This window comes from Thermoanaerobacter ethanolicus JW 200, assembly GCF_003722315.1.
Taxonomy (GTDB): domain Bacteria; phylum Bacillota; class Thermoanaerobacteria; order Thermoanaerobacterales; family Thermoanaerobacteraceae; genus Thermoanaerobacter; species Thermoanaerobacter ethanolicus.
The window spans coordinates 929,670-946,240 of record NZ_CP033580.1 but is presented as its reverse complement, the minus strand read 5'-3'; the positions used below and the strand labels follow the sequence as shown (position 1 = coordinate 946,240).

Genomic DNA, 16,571 nt, shown 5'->3' with positions numbered 1-16,571 from the left:
TCTCTCATAAGGAGGCTTTTTTGATGGAGACTTTCTTCTCTGCAGTCCAGGGAGTTCTTATAATTGTATTCATACTGGTGCTTGGCTATTATTTATCCAAAATAGGATGGTTTGACAAATCAACATCGGATCTCTTTGCAAAGCTTGTAATTAACGTATCTTTACCTCTTAATATGATAATAAACATCTCCACAACTTTTTCTAAAGAACAATTGGAACACTCAGTAAGAGGACTTTTGATCCCATTTTTATCTATTCTCCTATCATATGTCATCGCCTACATATTTGCTGAAATTTTTAAAATAAAAAAGGGAAGAAAAGGTGTGTTCGTAGTGATATTTTCTCTTTCAAATACTATCTTTGTTGGGCTCCCTATGGCTCAAGCTCTTTTTGGAGATATAGCAACACCTTATGCCCTTTTATACTACATGGCAAATACAACAATACTGTGGACTTTAGGAGCTTATAGCATTATACAAGATGTGAATGAAAATGAAAAAAATATATTAAACTGGGATACTGTAAAGAGAATATTCAACCCTCCTCTTTTAGGTTTTATAATAGGAGTAATTTTTGTACTTGAAAATATTTCTCTCCCAAAATTTCTCTTTGAAAGCTTTAAAATGATTGGAAACCTCACTACTCCTTTATCAATATTCTACATTGGCATAGTCATTCATGAAATGGGTTTTGATAAATTTAAACTTGACAAAGATGCCATTTTAGTTTTTGTCGGAAGATTTTTAATAACTCCTGCTTTCGTATTGCTTCTAAACATATTCATTCCAGTACCAAAGCTTATGAGAGATGTATTTGTCATAATGTCAGCAATGCCTGTGCTGGTAAACTCTGCAATTATAGCAAGAGTTTACGGAGCAGATTATGAATTTGCCACAAGTATGATCACATATACAACAATATCCAGTGTCGTTATAATGCCCTTTTTGATGGTCTTACTGCGAGTAATTTAATACTCTCTTTCCAATCCATGTAAGAATATCTTCATAAACCTTTTCCCTCTCTACTTCATTGAGAAGCTCATGCCTTTTCCCTGGATAAAGCTTTATATTCACTTGTTTTAATCCTATACTTTTGTAAAGCTCATAGAGCCTCTTTACTAATTTACCATACTCACCTACAGGATCTTCTTCTCCAGAAATTATAAATAAAGGCAAATCTTTTGGTATTGCCAGTAACCTTTGAGGCTTATACAGATTTAAAAGTCCTTTAAAAAAGTAATAAAAAAATCCCGCTGTAAAGACGCCGCCACAATAAGGGTCTTCTTCATATTTTTTAACCTCTTCCTTATCTGTTGAAAGCCACTCAAATTTGCTCAGGTTATCGCCCTTTATCCTTTTATTATAGCTTCCAAATGTAAGTCTATCTAAAACTTTGCTCCTCTTTTTCTCACCAAAAAGTGTTTTTTCGACAAAAGCCAAAGCATAACCAAATCTAAGAGGCAATTCCTTAACTGCAGAGGAACCGCTCAATATAACGCCATTAACTTCTTTGCCATACCTTATCATAAACTCTTGAGCCACAAAAGATCCAAAACTATGGCCAAATATAACAATGGGAAGATTTCCGTATTTTTCTTTCAAAAACTTCATTATCAGATATTCATCTTCTACTATCTTATTAAAGCCATCTTTTCCTATGTAACCTACATTATCCAGGCTCCCTGCTGTTTTCCCGTGACCTCTATGGTCATCGGCACATACTACAAATCCTTTTTCATTCATATAACGGGCAAAATTTTGGTATCTTCCCCCCTGTTCAGCCATTCCATGAAATACCTGAATAATACCCCTGGGAATTTCCTCTGGCACCCAAAGATGAAGGTATATATCTGCCCCATCCTCCCCTTTTATAAAAAAACCGCTATAATTACCTGCCATTTTGCTCCCCCTCTTCACACTTTTTTACAATAATATTTATTCTATAAAAATTTCATTTAACCTGCTAAATTTTACAAAGAAAATTTCCATTGGCAGCCCCAAAAGGTCTTTTTCTTTAAAATTTGTAGGGAAAGAGCATATATTTCCCTCTTTCTTAATAGCCAAAATCCCTGTTGCAAGTAAAATCAAAGCATCCACTATATCGTCTCTTCTTAAGCCTTTAATTTTATCTTCAACTATCTCACATCCAAACTTTCTAAAAAGTATTCTTAAAAACTCTATTCTCTCTTTATACCCTTCCTCATCTCTTTTACTAAATTTTGCTACCTCTCCTTTTAAGCCTTTAAAAGCCACCTCTGGATGAGATTCTTTTAAAAATTTAACTGCTTCTGGATTTTTAATTACAAATTCATCCACTTCCTTTATTTTGGGAACAATATTCCAGGCTTGTTTTGACAACCCTTTCCCCAAAATCTTTTTATTTATAGCTAGTGCCTCTTTATAATCTCTAGCCTTAAAAACTTCTCTGCAAGGAGGAGAAAATATACTGGAAGAGCGAGGATACCCCAGAAATTTCCTCGCTTCTTCATCACAGCTTCTATACCTTTTCTCCGAATGAGGAAGACCAATGGGAATATCAATGAGAACAAGTTCTAATTTATCCCTGTAAGAATGCCATACATCCTCAATTTTTTTAAAAAATTGCACAAAAGCCTTCCCATTTTTACAAGTAGCTACAGCCCATCCGCCTTTAGCACCGTCTATACCTAAAACTCTTTCGTCAATATTCACTGCTATCCCTTCTTTTTATCCCAATTCTACTTCTTGCACTTTTCTGTATCTTTCAAAATAATAATACAGTATTAAAAAAGTAATTAAGATAACAAGAGTAGTAATTATTCCTCCTTCCAGTCCAAACTCCCCTCCGGAGAGGAAATTGTTTTTCGGAAAAGCATTGTAAATGCCTCTCATAGCATTGCCACTCACATTAAACCCAAATATGTAACCTTGGAAATAATTCCACGATATGTGATATCCAATCGGCATCCACAGATTCCCTGTCTTTAGATACATGTAGGAAAATAAAACACCTATCCTGAAAATAGTGTCTCTCAAAAAGGCAACAAAAAACTAAACCCATACCGATGTAAAAATATGGGATAAATAAATGGTTAATAAAGTTAAATTAAAAGTTAAGACACTGCAGATTCGACCGTGACCTTAAGGCCTAAAGACTCTAGCTTTTTTAAAGATTGACGAATAATCATATTACGCTTTTTCTCTTCATAATAAGTAGGACCTAATTCAATATATGGTTGCTTTTGCTTGAGAATATGATAAACTATAATTAAAATGCTATGTGCCACTGCAACTGCTGCACGGTTTGCTCCTCTTCGAGCAGCGATGCGGTGGTACTGACTTGAAAGATAAGTATCTTTTGCCCTTGAGGCAGCTCTGGCAGCTTCAATAAGAGAGCTTCGCAATTTTTGGTTACCTTTTCGAGTTCTTGCAGACTTTTGTTTACCAGCACTTTCATTATGACCTGGACACAACCCTGCCCAAGAACACAAATGGGCAGCAGAGGGGAACTGTTCCATATTCGTGCCGATTTCGGCTATTATTTGTTCTGCAGTTCTTCTTCCGACTCCAGGGATTGTATCCAGCAGTGCCAGGTCTTTTTCAAAAGGGAGCATTCGATTTTTAATTTCTTCGTCTAATTTTGCTATTTCTTCATCAAGGTAATCAATATGTCTAAGCTGTATTTCCAGAAGCATCCTTTGGTGATGATTGATCAAGCCTTTTAAAGCGCGTTTTAGTTCATCCATTTTATTTTTTAGCTTGCCTTGAGAAAGCTCAGCCAGGGTTTCGGGATTTTCTTCACCATTTATAATAGCCTCAAGTATAGAACGACTGGATGCCCCGTTGATATCAGAGACTACCGAAGACAGTTTGATATTAGCTCCTTCTAAAACCTTTTGTATGCGATTAAGTTCTCTTGATTTTTCTTCAATGAGGCTTTTTCTATAGCGGACAAGTTCGCGAAGCTCTCTTTGTTCACGATCTGGCACAAAGCTGCCTTGCAAAAGGCCATGTTGCAAGAGACTTGCTATCCACTCAGCATCTTTTACATCGGTTTTTCTACCAGGGACATTTTTAATATGCTTAGCATTGACGAGTAGGATTTTAATGCTCTCAAGCTCAAGTAGATTGTAAATAGGTTTCCAATAAGAGCCGGTACTTTCCATAGCAACAACAGAACAACCTTTAGCTTTAATAAATTCTTTTAATGCAATAAGGTCATCGGTCATAGTTGAAAAAGTGCGGATTTCTTTACCTTCTGGTGTTATTATACAAGCTACGACATTCTTTTTATGGACATCTAATCCGCAAACGTGAGAGTAAACTAAATCCATGAAAGAGCCAACTCCTTTTTTAAAATTTGAACGATAGCGACTGTAAAATTGAAGAGCTGGTGCAACAACCATAAGGGGTTATTCTATCCTGCGTGCTTCCCGTAAAGGGAGCAACAATCTGTGGTGCACCTGGTCGTTGGAGTCTGTCTATGAGTCGGGCTCAAAGCACCAAGGTAAGAACGACCTTTCTTCACCAGCCGCTGTACTGATTATATCATCAAAAAAGGACATTTTCATCCTCTGCTGGTGCCGCATTTGCGGCATGGGAGTCTATGAGAAATATAGAACTAAAAATATTAAGTCCCTTTCGCTTCCATCAAATTTTTCAATATTTAAACTTAAAAAGCGTAAACTATTCATAAAATATCCATTAATACTATCCATTTGAGCTTTATAATTCTGGATAACTTTATAGTGTTGCAGGTTTAAAATTAATGAAGTTATTAGTAAAATTGAAGTAATCCATGAACCAATATTCTTTTCAATTTTAAACTCCTCCTTACATTTGCAAAAATATCTGTCTTATTATCTTCCTATTGCGTAGAAGTAAGAATCCATAGAACCTATGTATACTGTACCATTTGTTTCGCCAAATTCTTTATCTAATTGACGCTTTATTTTTTCATAATCTGGTTCAGGTAATTTTTTATCAATCCATAATTCATACTGTGTCAAGCCTTGATATGTATGATTTATTATCTTCCAATGCCCGTCTTGTTTTTCCAATTCAAAGATATTATCACCTGGACATATAAACATTGGGTAAGCCTTAGTACGATCTATTTCTAATTCCACTACAACTTTTGCTCTGTTACCATTTATATCTATATTTTTGTAATTAAATTTCAAAGGAAATCGCCTTCTTTCAACGTATCCATACCCTTTTTCAAAAGCATATTTTCTTCTAAATGTTAATTCTTTAAGTGCTATTACTTTATTTTGATTCTGTATTTTTGTCATATCCAGATATGGTGTTGTGTCAATATATTCCATTTTTAAGTACGCTTTATACTGCACATTGTAAAACTTTTCAATTGTATACTTAACATGGTCTTCTTCATTTTTAAATGTATAACCACATGCCGATAATAATCCGGATAAAGTAAATAAAACAAGCATGATTTTTAAAGGTTGTTTAAACATCATTTATTGACCCTTTCCATATATTTTTTAATATCTCAAAGACTCTTTCTTCCATTATACCCTTTTAAATGTTAAAATTTATTAAGAAATTCTTAAATTCTGGTTACAAAATGGTTACAATGTAAATTGCTGTCCTATATACAAGCAAAAAAATACAGGGTTTCCCCTGCTATTTGCAAATTATAAAAGATTTTTTACACTCTAAATAGTGCCCATTCCTGTTTAAACATTAGTGCTGCTATATATATACTAATAGCCACATATACTATTGATGAAAATACAAATATCCCTATGTGTGTCATATTAATAATTCCATAAAGTAATTCTTTAAATATTGAAATAGTCCCAAATACAGGTATTGCAAAATAAGATATAGGTATTTCATTTGGCATTTTATACATCACCAAATATGCCGGAATTATTGCAATAAACATTAAAGGTGAAATATATGTCTGCCCTTCTTTAAAAGATTTTGCATATGCACTTAAAGCAAGCTCCAGTGCAGCAAATATTGATGCTGTAAAAAAGGCAGCCACGAACATGACAACTATTGCCGTTGTACTCAACCTAAAATCGGCATTTAAAGATGCCATATCTTTATTTAAAGAAAAGGAAGCAAAAAGTCCCAAAAGTGAAGCAATAGCACTTATAAGTGCCATGGTTGTTACAGCTAAGTATTTGCCTGCCATTATAGAAAGCCTTGATGCAGAAGTCGTAAGTAAAGGTTCTAACGTACCTCTTTCTTTCTCACCTGCTGCCAAATCAACAGCTGCTCCCATACCTCCTGTTGCCGTCCATAAAGTCAAAAGCATTGGCACAATGAATGCTAAAAAAGACCCTGCCATTTTACTCTGTGAGGCAATATTTTCTGTCTTTATTGCAATTGGATCTAATATTTTAGGATCTATGCCTTTTGTTATAAGTCTTTCTTTTACAATATTATTCGCATATTCTTTTATAAGACCTCTTATCATATTCTCTGCATTTGAAGATTTCATATTTGACATGTCTACCTGAATTGTTAAATCAGCGTTCTTGCCTTCTTCTATATTTTTATCAAAATCAGAAGGTATAACTACAATTGCCCTTATATCGCCTTTTTCAAGACTTTCTTTGGGATTTTGCAAACCCGTTACTATACTTATTCCTGTCGATTTTAAATAATTTATAAATTTTGCATTATTTCCTTCATCTATAATTGCTATTTTTGTCTCGCTTATTTTTTGTTCTGATATGCTTTCTGCTCCACCTATTACTATGTACATCATTATAGGAATAAACAAGGCAGGAAGTAAAATTGTAACAATCCATGTCTTTTTATCTCTAAAAATGTCCTTTAGCTCTTTTTTCAAAACTATGTATACATGCTTAAACTTCAATTTTCTCACCTACCAATTCCATAAATAACTCTTCAAGATTGTCTGTTTTGTATTTCTCCTTTAAATCTGCAATAGTCCCTTCCTCTATAAGTTTTCCTTTGTGTATTATACCTATCTTGTCGCAAAGTTTTTCTACCTCTGACATGCTGTGGCTTGAGAAAATAATTGTCTTTCCTTCTTCTTTACAAAACCTTATAAAGTCGTGCACTTCTCTTACTGAACCTACATCGAGTCCTGACGTTGGCTCATCAAAAAGCATCACCTTAGGGTCATGTATTATTGACCTCACAATTGCTACCTTTTGCTTCATTCCTTTTGAAAGCTTGCCTGCTGGTCTATCAATAAATTCAGTCATATCAAATTTACGGGCTAATATATCAATTTTTTTATTTGCCTCCTTTTTATCCATATCATGAAGCTCTGCAAAATAAAGTATATTTTCCCTTGCAGTAAGCCTGTCGTATAAACCGCTTTCTCCTCCAAAAAGTATCCCAACTTCTTTTCTTATCTCTTCTGGTTCTTTTATTAAGTCTTTTCCATTTATAATGGCTGTCCCATTCGTAGGCTTAAGCATTGTAGCAAGCATTCTTAAAGTTGTGGTTTTGCCTGCACCATTTTCACCCAAAAGGCCATATATTTCTCCTTCTTCTACTCTAAAACTTAAATTGTCTACTGCTTTAATGTTTTTAAACACTTTAGTAAGTCCAATAACTTCTACCAAAATTACCCCTCACCTTCAATTTTTATCATTTTCTAGGTCTAGTACCAATTTAGATAATGCTTCTTGAATCGCCTGACTGACTTCTTCAAGAAAATCTCTTGAAATTCCCTCTGATTTAATTTCCGGTTCTGGAATAGGTTCAAACCAAGTAAGAAAGAGTTTTTCCATAAATTCTTTAGCAAAATTCTCCGTCACAATGCGATCATCAAAATCTGAAACTGATAGAAGTTTTCTTTCATCTCTAAAAAGTATAAAATCCCAAAGCCTTATTCTTCTAGTTTCTATAATTTGTAAGAATAATTCTCTTGCCTCTTTTGTCATTTCCCCTTTTATAGCAATAGCTCCCTTCATACCACTCCATGGCTCCACAGAAATTTTAGGTAGCCCAAGAAATTCTTCTCTTCCTTCAGAAAGTGTCATTGTTGGGTCATCAGGAAATCGAACTTCAAAATGAGATGCTGAAAGTACACCATATTTAAGCATAACTTCCCATATATCAGTACCTCTTCTCTTTCCTATGTAATAATATTCTCTTTCTTTTGACATAGCTCTCACTCCCATCTCACTATCAAATCCTTAAAGTAGTACTTTTCCCTGCACCATTTGGACCTATAAGCACTACAACTTCTCCAGGATACATCTCAAATGAAATCCCATCAACTGCCTTTACCTTCCCATAATATTTTTTAGATTTTTTACTGAAAGTACACTGTCCATTTTCATCCTCCGTTTATGCAAAATTTATACAAATTATAATCTCTCAAACTATAATAAAAAACAACCACTGGAACACAATACTATAAATTCTACAAAATTCCCTAAAATCCTTCTTCTATTTCCAATCTACAGTAAAATTTAACGTAAGCTTAACATAATTATACCTTATTACCTTTTTATATTTCTAACAGTTAAAGCGTAATCCAAATCATAAAAATATTGCAGCAGGTAGTGGAGTAATTTCTTTTCATCTCCCATAGGTTAATTATGTACCAATTGATAATTCTGTTATAGGCTGATAAAACAGAAGTCTAAGTTTTATTTTTGATTAATTCCCGTGTATTTATATAAAGTAAGTACGAATCTATAATAAAAATTAAAGCAAAAACAATGCAAAATGTAGCTTTAAAAATCTCATAACTTACGTTGAATATAAGCATTATTAACATGAATGATAAGAAAAAACTAGTCACAACAAAACTCACTGTATGCGCTTCTGCCATTTTGTTTTGAAGTTGTTTATCTTGTGGAATGTTAATATATCGACTAGTAAAAAAGTTAGAGAAAAAAGCAAAAAATGCAAAATACATATAAGATTTAAAAAATCCTAAAAAGCCAAGAAAACCAAGAAAGCCTAACAACCAAAAGAATTTTTTCATACAAATTCCTCCTAACATGCATAATTATAACCTTATGTTAAAATTATACCAAATTACTAATATTTTTCACAATAAGAAAGATGGTTTGAAATTAAAAGAAAAATTGATAAAAAAAATATACTGCAAATACATTAGGGGTCAAGTCCAAATTTTTGTGTAAAATCCCCCTGATTAGAATATGAATCTTCTTTATCACCACCGTTCAATTCATTGTACTGCTTCCGCCCCATGGTGTCAAGGATACGCTACGCCGGGCTTTTGCCCGTCCTTGACACCATGGGGCTCCAGCAGTTATCAAAAACTAACGGTGGTGATAAAGGTCATTTTATTGAAATAACTTTATCCTTCGCTTTTTTTGAAATTTCTTTTTGCCACTCGAAATATTCAGTCATATCTAAATACTTCCTCCCTGAAGCCCATTTTTCATCTTGTTCCATTAACAACGCTCCTATTAGACGAATGCCAGATTCTCGGCTTGGGAATATTCTTATAACTCTTTCACGACGACGAATTTCTTCATTTAGACGCTCTAACATATTAGTAGTGCGAAGTCTCCTTTGATAAGGCTCAGGAAGTTCTAAAACCGCTATTGCATCTTCAAATCCTTCTTCTAAAATCTCCATTGCTTTAAGAGCTTTATCTCTATATTCATCTAATACTTGATTTAATAGCATCCTTGCTGTTCTGGGATCTGGTGCTTCAAATATGGCTCTTAGTTTGGCATGTAATTATTTTTGTAAAGCTTTTGGAGTCTTATCAAGGATATTTCTCATAAAATGTGTTTGGCACCTTTGCCACGTAGCTCCCTGGAAGTGTCGGCAAATAGCTTGTACAAGTCCTCTATGATGATCGGAAACTACCAAATCAACTCCATGGAGCCCTCTCTGCTTCAGCCATGAAAAGAATTCGCAAAAGCTTTTTCTGATTCACTGTCTCCTATCATAAGGCCTAATACTTCCCTATAGCCGTCCTCATTTATGCCTACAGCAATTAATACGCTGCGTTGACGAACACGTCCCTCTTCTCTTACTCTTATCACCATTGCATCAACTATAACAAAGGGAAAGCTTTTTTCTCTTAAAGGTCTTGAGTTCCACGCTGTAATAATAGGATCGAGATTTTTGCAAAGCTCGGAAATTGTGGATTTTGAAAATTCAGTCCCACAAAGTTCATAAGTGATTTCTTCGATTTTTCGGGTAGATACTCCATTAACCACCATCTCCATTAGTGCCAACAAAAGGGCCTGCTCACTTCTCTGGTAACGGTTAAAAAGGTCAGTGGTAAATTTGCCATTGCGGAGTCTTGGAACTCTTAAGGTGAGAGTTCCAACTCTGGTAATTAAACTTCTTGAATAATAACCATTACGATAATCCTGTCTTTCTTCTGTCCTTTCATAAGGTTCAGCCTTAACTTGTTCAGTAGCTTGAGCTGCTAAAATTTGATTAAGTACAGATTCCAACAACTTAGCTAGCTTTTCATCCTTAGTCCCTTGTACAAAAAGATAATGCAAAATTTCAGAATCTATGGTAATATTGTATTGAGCCATTTCCTATCCCTCCGGTTAGATTTTTTGGTTCGTTTCTATTTCTATTCTAACCAGGGGTGGGGAATGGCTCAACTCCTTTTTACACAATTATATAGACTTAACTCCCTATGTCTGTTTTTCAACTCTGTTTCATATTGGATTAAAATCTTGATAAAACTTCTAAGGTTATTTACCCTTTATTTTTTCTAATATATCCCTAAATATAACAATACAGCCTATAGCCTGCTTAGTATCCATTACTATTTGATTATTACCTTTTATAAGAATAAAATTTTTATGCTCATCATCAAATTTTATAATCATATCCATGTTTTTATATTCCAATGTTATCATCCCTACCTATACCTAGGCATAATATACACCAAGGGTTATAGCCTTTGTCCAGTTTTAACCCATCTATTATTACATCTTTTCTAATTGCCCCTACAAAACATGTCCCGATTCCCATTTCATGTGCAGCAATAATAATGTTTTGTGCAGCAATAACCGAATTTTGACAACTAAATATATTTACAAACTCTCCGTTATATTTCTCTTCAATAATCGAATCATTACATCCAATTAAAAAAATATGTGGTGCTCTTAAAACATGTTTCTGATAATAAGTTCCTTTATAACAAATGTATTTTTCTTCGCTATTACTTATCTCTTTTATAAAAACACACCTTAGTCCTCCTGAGACAGGTCCACTATATCCGATTTCCATTAATACTTTAATTACATCCTGGTCAAGACTAACATTCAAATAATTCCTAACGCTTCTTCGTGAACAAAATTTATCTCTTACATCATATAGATTGTCCCACATTTTTCAACCCTTCTTTTTAATAGTTTAAAGATAAAGACAGATATAATCATCATAATAATCACATAAAAGAAAACCAGGGTTAATTCCATAATTGGGTCGAATATAGTATTGCTCTTAAGTATAGAATGTCTAATTAAATCAAATATATAAGTTGTTGGCAACACCTTTGAAATCAGTTGTATTTTCGGTGGAAGCACAGAAATCGGGAATGTACTTCCACTTAACAATGGCACAGCTCCCGTTATTAAAAATACAAAAGAATCTAACTGCTTTATGTTTAGAGTAATACTACATATGATTATCCCGCTACAAACCGAAACAGCTAATAAAAGCAAAAACGATAAAACTAATAATGGTAAACTATAAATACTAAAACTTATATTTAAGTATATAAATATAAACTTTAAAATTATTGCTGAAGCAATAGTATACAATATTGCCTTTATAAAACTAAAGAATATCCACCCTAATACCAAATTAATTTTCTTTACGGGAGAAATCCAAATTTGCTCTAAAGTGCCCATCCACATTTCTTTAGATAAAACATAGCTTGTTTGTTCTTGGATAGAATTAAATATAGAAAAAACAATACCAATACTAATAAAAACAAAATAATTATTTGTTCCTGTAACTTTCTCAAAACTTTTAATATGGTTAGATGATGTTAGATATATTGCTAGAAATATAGCAGGTAACATATTAATCACAGGTAAAAGTATTTCAAAAATTATTTGCATCGGATATCTAATTAGAAAAAGTAATTCCTTTTTTAAAAATACATATGCTTTATCAAACATAAAACACATCCCCATTTTTCATCACTTTCTTCTTAAAATAATAAAAGACGAAGACAGCAATTATATTCAGAACAAATCCATAAATAAATATATATATCAATTGACTATATATTGCTAAAAAAGATGCAGAATCAATTACAACTCGTCTAAATGTATAAATCATTTTTTCAAAAACTATAAATCTACTTAATTTCCCTAAATTGTAAGGCAGGAATGTTGCAGGTTGGCTTACACCACTAAAAATAAGCAAAACTCCACTTATAACCTGTAAAAATGCAAATATTTCTTTAAATTTTAATACTATACCAGATATTATATACGAAAATCCAAAAACAGACGGCATACTAATTAATATAACTACTACTGTTAAAGCGTAATTAATCCGACAATCAAATACATATCTAATCAACAGCAAACCTACTAACAATGTCAAACTATTAATTCCAACAGTGACTATACTTTTTCCTAACATTATGTAAATCAGATTAGAAGGTGACATTAAAATTTGCTCTAATGTGCCCATTTCTTGTTCCTTTCTAAGTGAAAGACCTATAGTCCATAGTGCCTGAGATATATACATCCAAAATAGGCTTCCAGATAAAATCCACAAATACTGTGCTTGTTCAACGTTGTAAATTTTTGCAATATAAAATAATGGTAACAAAGAAAAAAGAACAGCAATTATGTTATAAAATAAATTCAGCGGATATCTACTTAAAATTAAAAACTCCGACTTTGCAGCTGCTAATATATGTCTCATATTAAATAACCCCTTCTTCAAAATAATTTGAAACTATATCCTCTAAAGTAACCCCTTTTACCTCTAAAAAAGTTAATTTACTTTGAGAACTTAATAAACTAATGATTTTTTCTCTATATATACTGCTAGTCCTTACTTGATATGTAAAGTAATTATCCACAGATAATTTGTTTATTGAACCATAATTTAAAATCTCCTTTTCTAAATTATCATCTATCTCCGTTTTTAACTTAAATTCGACCACTTCTTCCATTTTATTTTTTCTCTTCAAATAATCAATTGTTCCCTCTTCAACAATTCTGCCACCCTTCAATATACCTACTCTGGAGCATAACTCTTCTGCTTCATGTAAATAATGAGTAGTTAATAATATAGTCAAACCTAATTCTTCATTTAACCTTTTTAATAATTTTCTAAATTCAAATGCTACTTGTATGTCCAATCCAACTGTTGGTTCATCCAAAATTAAAACTTCAGGATCAATTATTAAGGATTTAGCTATTAACAGTCTTTGTTTCATACCTTTAGAATAGGTTTCAACTAAATCCTTTTTATGTTCACCTAATCCAACATAGTCCAAATATATTTCTATATTTTTCTTAAGCTTTTTCTTTGGGACATTATATAAAGTCCCAAAAAATTCCAGATTTTCTTCCGCAGACAGTTTCCAATATAAGGAGCGATCTCCTCCCATAACTACACCTATCTTGGATTTAATTTCTTTTTCATGTTTATCATATCTCATTCCAAATATTTCAACATTTCCTTTGTCTGGCAATAAAATCCCTGTTATAATTCGAATAAGGGTAGTTTTACCTGCTCCATTAAGCCCTAGTAAACCGTAGATTTCACCTTTTCTTACTTTTATATCTAAATTTTTTAATACATCATTTCTTTTTACAACTTTAAACCATCTCTTCTTAATATATGATTTATATATATTTGTGCAATTAATTACAGTATCCATTTTTATCACCTTAATAAATTATTTTCTTGTGCCTTTATAATTGATTTTATTTGCTCTCTAAATTTCTCATTATTTTCATATACTTCCGCTAAACATCTTGAACTTTTGCTGCACATTTTTAGTATAACATTATTTTCCCATATATCGATTAAGTTATCTTTAAATATATTTCCCAAATCTCCCCTCACTTTAACTCACCCTCTCAAATATATAGTTTGCAAAAAGTAAAAACACTCCCGATTCCAAAACCATTATAAAGAATCTGTTCAAAAACATTTTATTTGTTATTTTCAACCTTTTTAAGCTTATACACAAGTTTTCCATTATCATACTGATACAAAAGCCTATTTTCATCATCTGAATACCAGATATATTGCTTTGATGGGCCTGCTTTTAACTCAACTTTAAAGCATTCTGCTTCTCTATAAGGGACAATAACTTTCTCTTTAGATACAACTTTATTTGTAATAGGTGCTATCTGAGCAGTTGAAGCTATTGCATCATATATTGTAAACTTTGCGCCTACCTTAAATGGATATGCCCTCATAATCATAAGAAGAGAGTCATATCATAATAGTATTTAGGAAGTTTAACAGTTAGATTCTGCTCCCCTTTGGGAGTTTTAGCCTTAATATTCCACTTATCCTTGTAGGTAGTTTCTATTTTTATATCTCCTTGTGGTGACATTACATTGTAGTAAGAACTTACAGGCATTAAAGTATCAGATTTAACTGTAGTACCGGTATTCAGCTGTGTTGAATCAATCTTTGTGATAGACGATATCTCATAAGTACTTGTGCTTTGAGACTTTTAAATTGTAAATTCTGCTGTGCCTACCAGTTTGTCATTTTCAAAAATATCATAGGTAAGCCTCTGATAATCTCCCCAAGGAATCCTGTCAAACTCCATAGGCTTTGCATTTGATGAACAGCCCGCAAGAACAAACAATGTAAAAATTATAACTGGCAGTAAAAATTTTTTTAACATACTCAGACTCTCCTTTCCCTTTTAATAGCATTTTTATAAAGAAAATAAAGCAAAACATAGCCTAACAGTGTACTTGACAGCAAAAATACTACATAAGCATAAATAAGAACAGAACGCAAAGCAGGATAATATTGAAAAAACATCGCAAAGTTGTCAATAAACATGTGATAAAGCATTGCAACAGCAAAATATATCAAGAGACTAACGAATTTTTTATTAAAAATATACCTGCTAAAGCCTATTCCTATTATTCCTCCCATAATGCCGTGCATTTGAATAGCAAGAAATCTTTCAAAAACATAAACAAAACCGACAAATGTTCCTACAGGAAACTGCATTCCGAAAACTCTACCATATTGAGGATTATAAAGCAAAAACATCAAAGACATCGCTTCGCCTATACCATAAGCAAGCCCTGTATATGTAAAAATCGCTGTAGAATATTTTAAATCTTTAAATTGTACCATCATATTCTTATCAAGAAAGTATACTACAACCAAAACAGCTAATAATTTGGCTAATTCCTCCCAAAAAGCATTATCCGCCTGCACAATTGTAAGTACATACCACAATGAAGTGTTTAAACTTAAGAGATAAATTTCCCAGTGCTTTCTCAATAAAAATACTATTTGAAATAAAAAACCAGAAATGAACAAATACACCCACATCTTGTTTTTTATATGTATATCTCCCTTTCTCAGTGCTATAAACAAGAACGAAAATACTATAATTACATCAACAAGTACCATTACAAAAAACATTTAAAGCACCCCTTTTAGATTATAAAATCATTTCCATTTTTATACTTTGAGGCTTGAAAGACAGGGATTCATAAAATTTTATTGCTTTTTCATTAAAAGCCCATACAGTCAATTCAATTGAAGAAGCATTAATTTCTTTCCCATATTCAATAGCACTTTCTAAAAGTTTCTTTCCAATACCTTTTCTTTTAAATCTTCCTGCTACGCATAAATCTTCTATATATACTACTACTCTGTCAACAAGAAGCGGATGCTCTTCAATCTTTTTTATTTTATAAATTATATACCCTGCTATCTCATCGTTTTCATTTTCTGCAACCATAATTTTATACTCTGTGTGAGACAACTTATTTATAAAATCTTCTTTGTCCAGTGGAATATCGGTATCTTTGTAATAATCTGGCCTAGCTTTATAATGAATCTCATGCACTTCCTTCACTAGTAATAATAAATTTTCATAGTCCGAAATAATAGCTTCTCTAATTTTTAATCCCATAAAATTACCTCCATTTGGAAGTTATTAGACAAGAAATTTTTTACACAATACTATAAATTCTACAAAATTCCTTAAAATCCTTCTTTTATTTCCAAAGCGTAGCAAAATTTAACATAGTTTTAACATATCTCTATCAGGTTGCCTTCTAACAGTTCTAACTATTTATAATCAGAAAGGGTACTATTTTCGTATAAAAACATACAATAGAAAAATGTCAAAAAGTAAAAGTATAACCCCTGCTGCAATATCATATATCCCATGAGAAATTTTCCTTTTCCCTTTTGCTTGAGGATATTTTATTGCAATATAAGAAAACAACTGCAATACAGGTATAAAAAATATAAATTCCAACTTAGATACAGCATAATTTATATTTCCAAAAGCATCCCTTTGAAGTGGTATACTTTCAGGTAGATACTTATATGCAAAAATATTTATAATAAAGGTTATAACTGGAAAAATATAGCCACATTTATAAAAATATTTTATTACTCTTCTTGACATTTTAGTACTATCCT

General features: G+C 32.4%; 22 protein-coding genes and 2 pseudogenes. 1 reads left to right on the top strand and 23 read right to left on the bottom strand.

Translation table 11 applies throughout. The features are described 5' to 3' along the window. The first annotated feature begins 23 nt into the window (after window positions 1–23). On the top strand, window positions 24–971 hold the full coding sequence (locus EB239_RS04670) for an AEC family transporter (protein WP_003871094.1): 948 nt from the start codon (window positions 24–26) through the stop codon (window positions 969–971). Here the strand turns inward: EB239_RS04670 and EB239_RS04665 are convergent. From EB239_RS04665 to EB239_RS04565, 23 genes and pseudogenes are all read right to left on the bottom strand, one after another. Further along, entirely contained in the window at window positions 954–1,898 is a 945-nt protein-coding gene (locus EB239_RS04665; RefSeq protein WP_003871093.1) for an alpha/beta hydrolase, read from the bottom strand. The two genes, EB239_RS04670 and EB239_RS04665, sit on opposite strands and share 18 nt — an antisense overlap. Window positions 1,899–1,934: 36 nt before the next feature. Beyond that, window positions 1,935–2,690 carry a DUF429 domain-containing protein gene (locus EB239_RS04660; RefSeq protein ID WP_003871092.1) on the bottom strand — a complete coding sequence of 252 codons (756 nt, stop codon included), beginning with the start codon at window positions 2,688–2,690 and terminating at the stop codon, window positions 1,935–1,937. 15 nt (window positions 2,691–2,705) lie between these two features. Beyond that, the gene (locus EB239_RS04655) at window positions 2,706–3,014 is read right to left on the bottom strand and encodes a CPBP family glutamic-type intramembrane protease (RefSeq protein WP_129545098.1); all 309 of its coding nucleotides are present in this window, start codon (window positions 3,012–3,014) and stop codon (window positions 2,706–2,708) included. A gap of 77 nt (window positions 3,015–3,091) precedes the next feature. Continuing rightward, on the bottom strand, window positions 3,092–4,312 hold the full coding sequence (locus EB239_RS04650) for an IS110 family RNA-guided transposase (RefSeq protein ID WP_003869923.1): 1,221 nt from the start codon (window positions 4,310–4,312) through the stop codon (window positions 3,092–3,094). A gap of 525 nt (window positions 4,313–4,837) precedes the next feature. Further along, window positions 4,838–5,458 carry a hypothetical protein gene (locus EB239_RS04640; RefSeq protein WP_003870933.1) on the bottom strand — a complete coding sequence of 207 codons (621 nt, stop codon included), beginning with the start codon at window positions 5,456–5,458 and terminating at the stop codon, window positions 4,838–4,840. Between the two features lie 191 nt (window positions 5,459–5,649). Continuing rightward, window positions 5,650–6,843, bottom strand: coding sequence for an ABC transporter permease (locus EB239_RS04635; protein WP_003870932.1), 1,194 nt, complete (start codon window positions 6,841–6,843; stop codon window positions 5,650–5,652). Continuing rightward, the gene (locus EB239_RS04630; RefSeq protein WP_003870931.1) at window positions 6,824–7,555 is read right to left on the bottom strand and encodes an ABC transporter ATP-binding protein; all 732 of its coding nucleotides are present in this window, start codon (window positions 7,553–7,555) and stop codon (window positions 6,824–6,826) included. The genes EB239_RS04635 and EB239_RS04630 overlap by 20 nt, the downstream gene beginning before the upstream one ends. A gap of 15 nt (window positions 7,556–7,570) precedes the next feature. Continuing rightward, on the bottom strand, window positions 7,571–8,101 hold the full coding sequence (locus tag EB239_RS04625) for a hypothetical protein (protein ID WP_003870930.1): 531 nt from the start codon (window positions 8,099–8,101) through the stop codon (window positions 7,571–7,573). A gap of 28 nt (window positions 8,102–8,129) precedes the next feature. Continuing rightward, a pseudogene (locus EB239_RS04620) lies at window positions 8,130–8,272 on the bottom strand (ATP-binding cassette domain-containing protein); the annotation flags it as partial. Window positions 8,273–8,583: 311 nt separating this feature from the next. Then, window positions 8,584–8,931: a DUF3796 domain-containing protein gene (locus tag EB239_RS04615; protein WP_003870929.1), complete on the bottom strand. Its 348-nt coding sequence runs from the start codon at window positions 8,929–8,931 to the stop codon at window positions 8,584–8,586. 320 nt (window positions 8,932–9,251) lie between these two features. After that, window positions 9,252–10,477 (bottom strand): annotated as a pseudogene (locus tag EB239_RS04610) (IS256 family transposase). Between the two features lie 165 nt (window positions 10,478–10,642). Then, window positions 10,643–10,786: a hypothetical protein gene (locus EB239_RS14600; protein WP_003870926.1), complete on the bottom strand. Its 144-nt coding sequence runs from the start codon at window positions 10,784–10,786 to the stop codon at window positions 10,643–10,645. A gap of 4 nt (window positions 10,787–10,790) precedes the next feature. Next, window positions 10,791–11,285 (bottom strand): nitroreductase family protein, encoded by a 495-nt coding sequence (locus EB239_RS04605; RefSeq protein ID WP_003870925.1) that lies wholly within the window; start codon window positions 11,283–11,285, stop codon window positions 10,791–10,793. Continuing rightward, entirely contained in the window at window positions 11,261–12,082 is an 822-nt protein-coding gene (locus tag EB239_RS04600) for an ABC transporter permease (RefSeq protein WP_003870924.1), read from the bottom strand. Before EB239_RS04600 ends, EB239_RS04605 begins: the two co-directional genes overlap by 25 nt. Continuing rightward, on the bottom strand, window positions 12,075–12,842 hold the full coding sequence (locus EB239_RS04595) for an ABC transporter permease (RefSeq protein ID WP_003870923.1): 768 nt from the start codon (window positions 12,840–12,842) through the stop codon (window positions 12,075–12,077). Before EB239_RS04595 ends, EB239_RS04600 begins: the two co-directional genes overlap by 8 nt. A 1-nt stretch (window position 12,843) precedes the next feature. Then, on the bottom strand, window positions 12,844–13,809 hold the full coding sequence (locus tag EB239_RS04590; protein ID WP_003870922.1) for an ABC transporter ATP-binding protein: 966 nt from the start codon (window positions 13,807–13,809) through the stop codon (window positions 12,844–12,846). 5 nt (window positions 13,810–13,814) lie between these two features. After that, on the bottom strand, window positions 13,815–13,997 hold the full coding sequence (locus EB239_RS04585; protein ID WP_003870921.1) for a hypothetical protein: 183 nt from the start codon (window positions 13,995–13,997) through the stop codon (window positions 13,815–13,817). A gap of 89 nt (window positions 13,998–14,086) precedes the next feature. Beyond that, the gene (locus EB239_RS14925) at window positions 14,087–14,356 is read right to left on the bottom strand and encodes a DUF3108 domain-containing protein (RefSeq protein ID WP_318261441.1); all 270 of its coding nucleotides are present in this window, start codon (window positions 14,354–14,356) and stop codon (window positions 14,087–14,089) included. A gap of 2 nt (window positions 14,357–14,358) precedes the next feature. After that, window positions 14,359–14,523, bottom strand: coding sequence for a hypothetical protein (locus EB239_RS14920; RefSeq protein WP_318261440.1), 165 nt, complete (start codon window positions 14,521–14,523; stop codon window positions 14,359–14,361). 96 nt (window positions 14,524–14,619) lie between these two features. Beyond that, window positions 14,620–14,796: a YajG family lipoprotein gene (locus tag EB239_RS14915; protein WP_003870919.1), complete on the bottom strand. Its 177-nt coding sequence runs from the start codon at window positions 14,794–14,796 to the stop codon at window positions 14,620–14,622. 2 nt (window positions 14,797–14,798) lie between these two features. Next, window positions 14,799–15,557, bottom strand: coding sequence for a hypothetical protein (locus EB239_RS04575; protein ID WP_003870918.1), 759 nt, complete (start codon window positions 15,555–15,557; stop codon window positions 14,799–14,801). A 19-nt stretch (window positions 15,558–15,576) separates the two neighbouring features. Then, the gene (locus tag EB239_RS04570; RefSeq protein WP_003870917.1) at window positions 15,577–16,053 is read right to left on the bottom strand and encodes a GNAT family N-acetyltransferase; all 477 of its coding nucleotides are present in this window, start codon (window positions 16,051–16,053) and stop codon (window positions 15,577–15,579) included. A 180-nt stretch (window positions 16,054–16,233) separates the two neighbouring features. Next, window positions 16,234–16,557 (bottom strand): DUF1648 domain-containing protein, encoded by a 324-nt coding sequence (locus EB239_RS04565; protein ID WP_003870916.1) that lies wholly within the window; start codon window positions 16,555–16,557, stop codon window positions 16,234–16,236. Window positions 16,558–16,571: the final 14 nt, after the last annotated feature.

Bases quoted from the DNA above. Each gene is read 5' to 3' on its own strand.
- EB239_RS14920 (WP_318261440.1), bottom strand. From the start codon at position 14,523: ATGCCTGTAAGTTCTTACTACAATGTAATGTCACCACAAGGAGATATA.
- EB239_RS04575 (WP_003870918.1), bottom strand. From the start codon at position 15,557: ATGTTTTTTGTAATGGTACTTGTTGATGTAATTATAGTATTTTCGTTC.
- EB239_RS04605 (WP_003870925.1), bottom strand. From the start codon at position 11,285: ATGTGGGACAATCTATATGATGTAAGAGATAAATTTTGTTCACGAAGA.
- EB239_RS04625 (WP_003870930.1), bottom strand. From the start codon at position 8,101: ATGTCAAAAGAAAGAGAATATTATTACATAGGAAAGAGAAGAGGTACT.
- EB239_RS14925 (WP_318261441.1), bottom strand. From the start codon at position 14,356: ATGAGGGCATATCCATTTAAGGTAGGCGCAAAGTTTACAATATATGAT.
- EB239_RS04600 (WP_003870924.1), bottom strand. From the start codon at position 12,082: ATGTTTGATAAAGCATATGTATTTTTAAAAAAGGAATTACTTTTTCTA.
- EB239_RS04670 (WP_003871094.1), top strand. From the start codon at position 24: ATGGAGACTTTCTTCTCTGCAGTCCAGGGAGTTCTTATAATTGTATTC.
- EB239_RS04570 (WP_003870917.1), bottom strand. From the start codon at position 16,053: ATGGGATTAAAAATTAGAGAAGCTATTATTTCGGACTATGAAAATTTA.
- EB239_RS04640 (WP_003870933.1), bottom strand. From the start codon at position 5,458: ATGATGTTTAAACAACCTTTAAAAATCATGCTTGTTTTATTTACTTTA.
- EB239_RS04590 (WP_003870922.1), bottom strand. From the start codon at position 13,809: ATGGATACTGTAATTAATTGCACAAATATATATAAATCATATATTAAG.
- EB239_RS14600 (WP_003870926.1), bottom strand. From the start codon at position 10,786: ATGGATATGATTATAAAATTTGATGATGAGCATAAAAATTTTATTCTT.
- EB239_RS04650 (WP_003869923.1), bottom strand. From the start codon at position 4,312: ATGGATTTAGTTTACTCTCACGTTTGCGGATTAGATGTCCATAAAAAG.
- EB239_RS04665 (WP_003871093.1), bottom strand. From the start codon at position 1,898: ATGGCAGGTAATTATAGCGGTTTTTTTATAAAAGGGGAGGATGGGGCA.
- EB239_RS04565 (WP_003870916.1), bottom strand. From the start codon at position 16,557: ATGTCAAGAAGAGTAATAAAATATTTTTATAAATGTGGCTATATTTTT.
- EB239_RS04615 (WP_003870929.1), bottom strand. From the start codon at position 8,931: ATGAAAAAATTCTTTTGGTTGTTAGGCTTTCTTGGTTTTCTTGGCTTT.
- EB239_RS14915 (WP_003870919.1), bottom strand. From the start codon at position 14,796: ATGTTAAAAAAATTTTTACTGCCAGTTATAATTTTTACATTGTTTGTT.
- EB239_RS04595 (WP_003870923.1), bottom strand. From the start codon at position 12,842: ATGAGACATATATTAGCAGCTGCAAAGTCGGAGTTTTTAATTTTAAGT.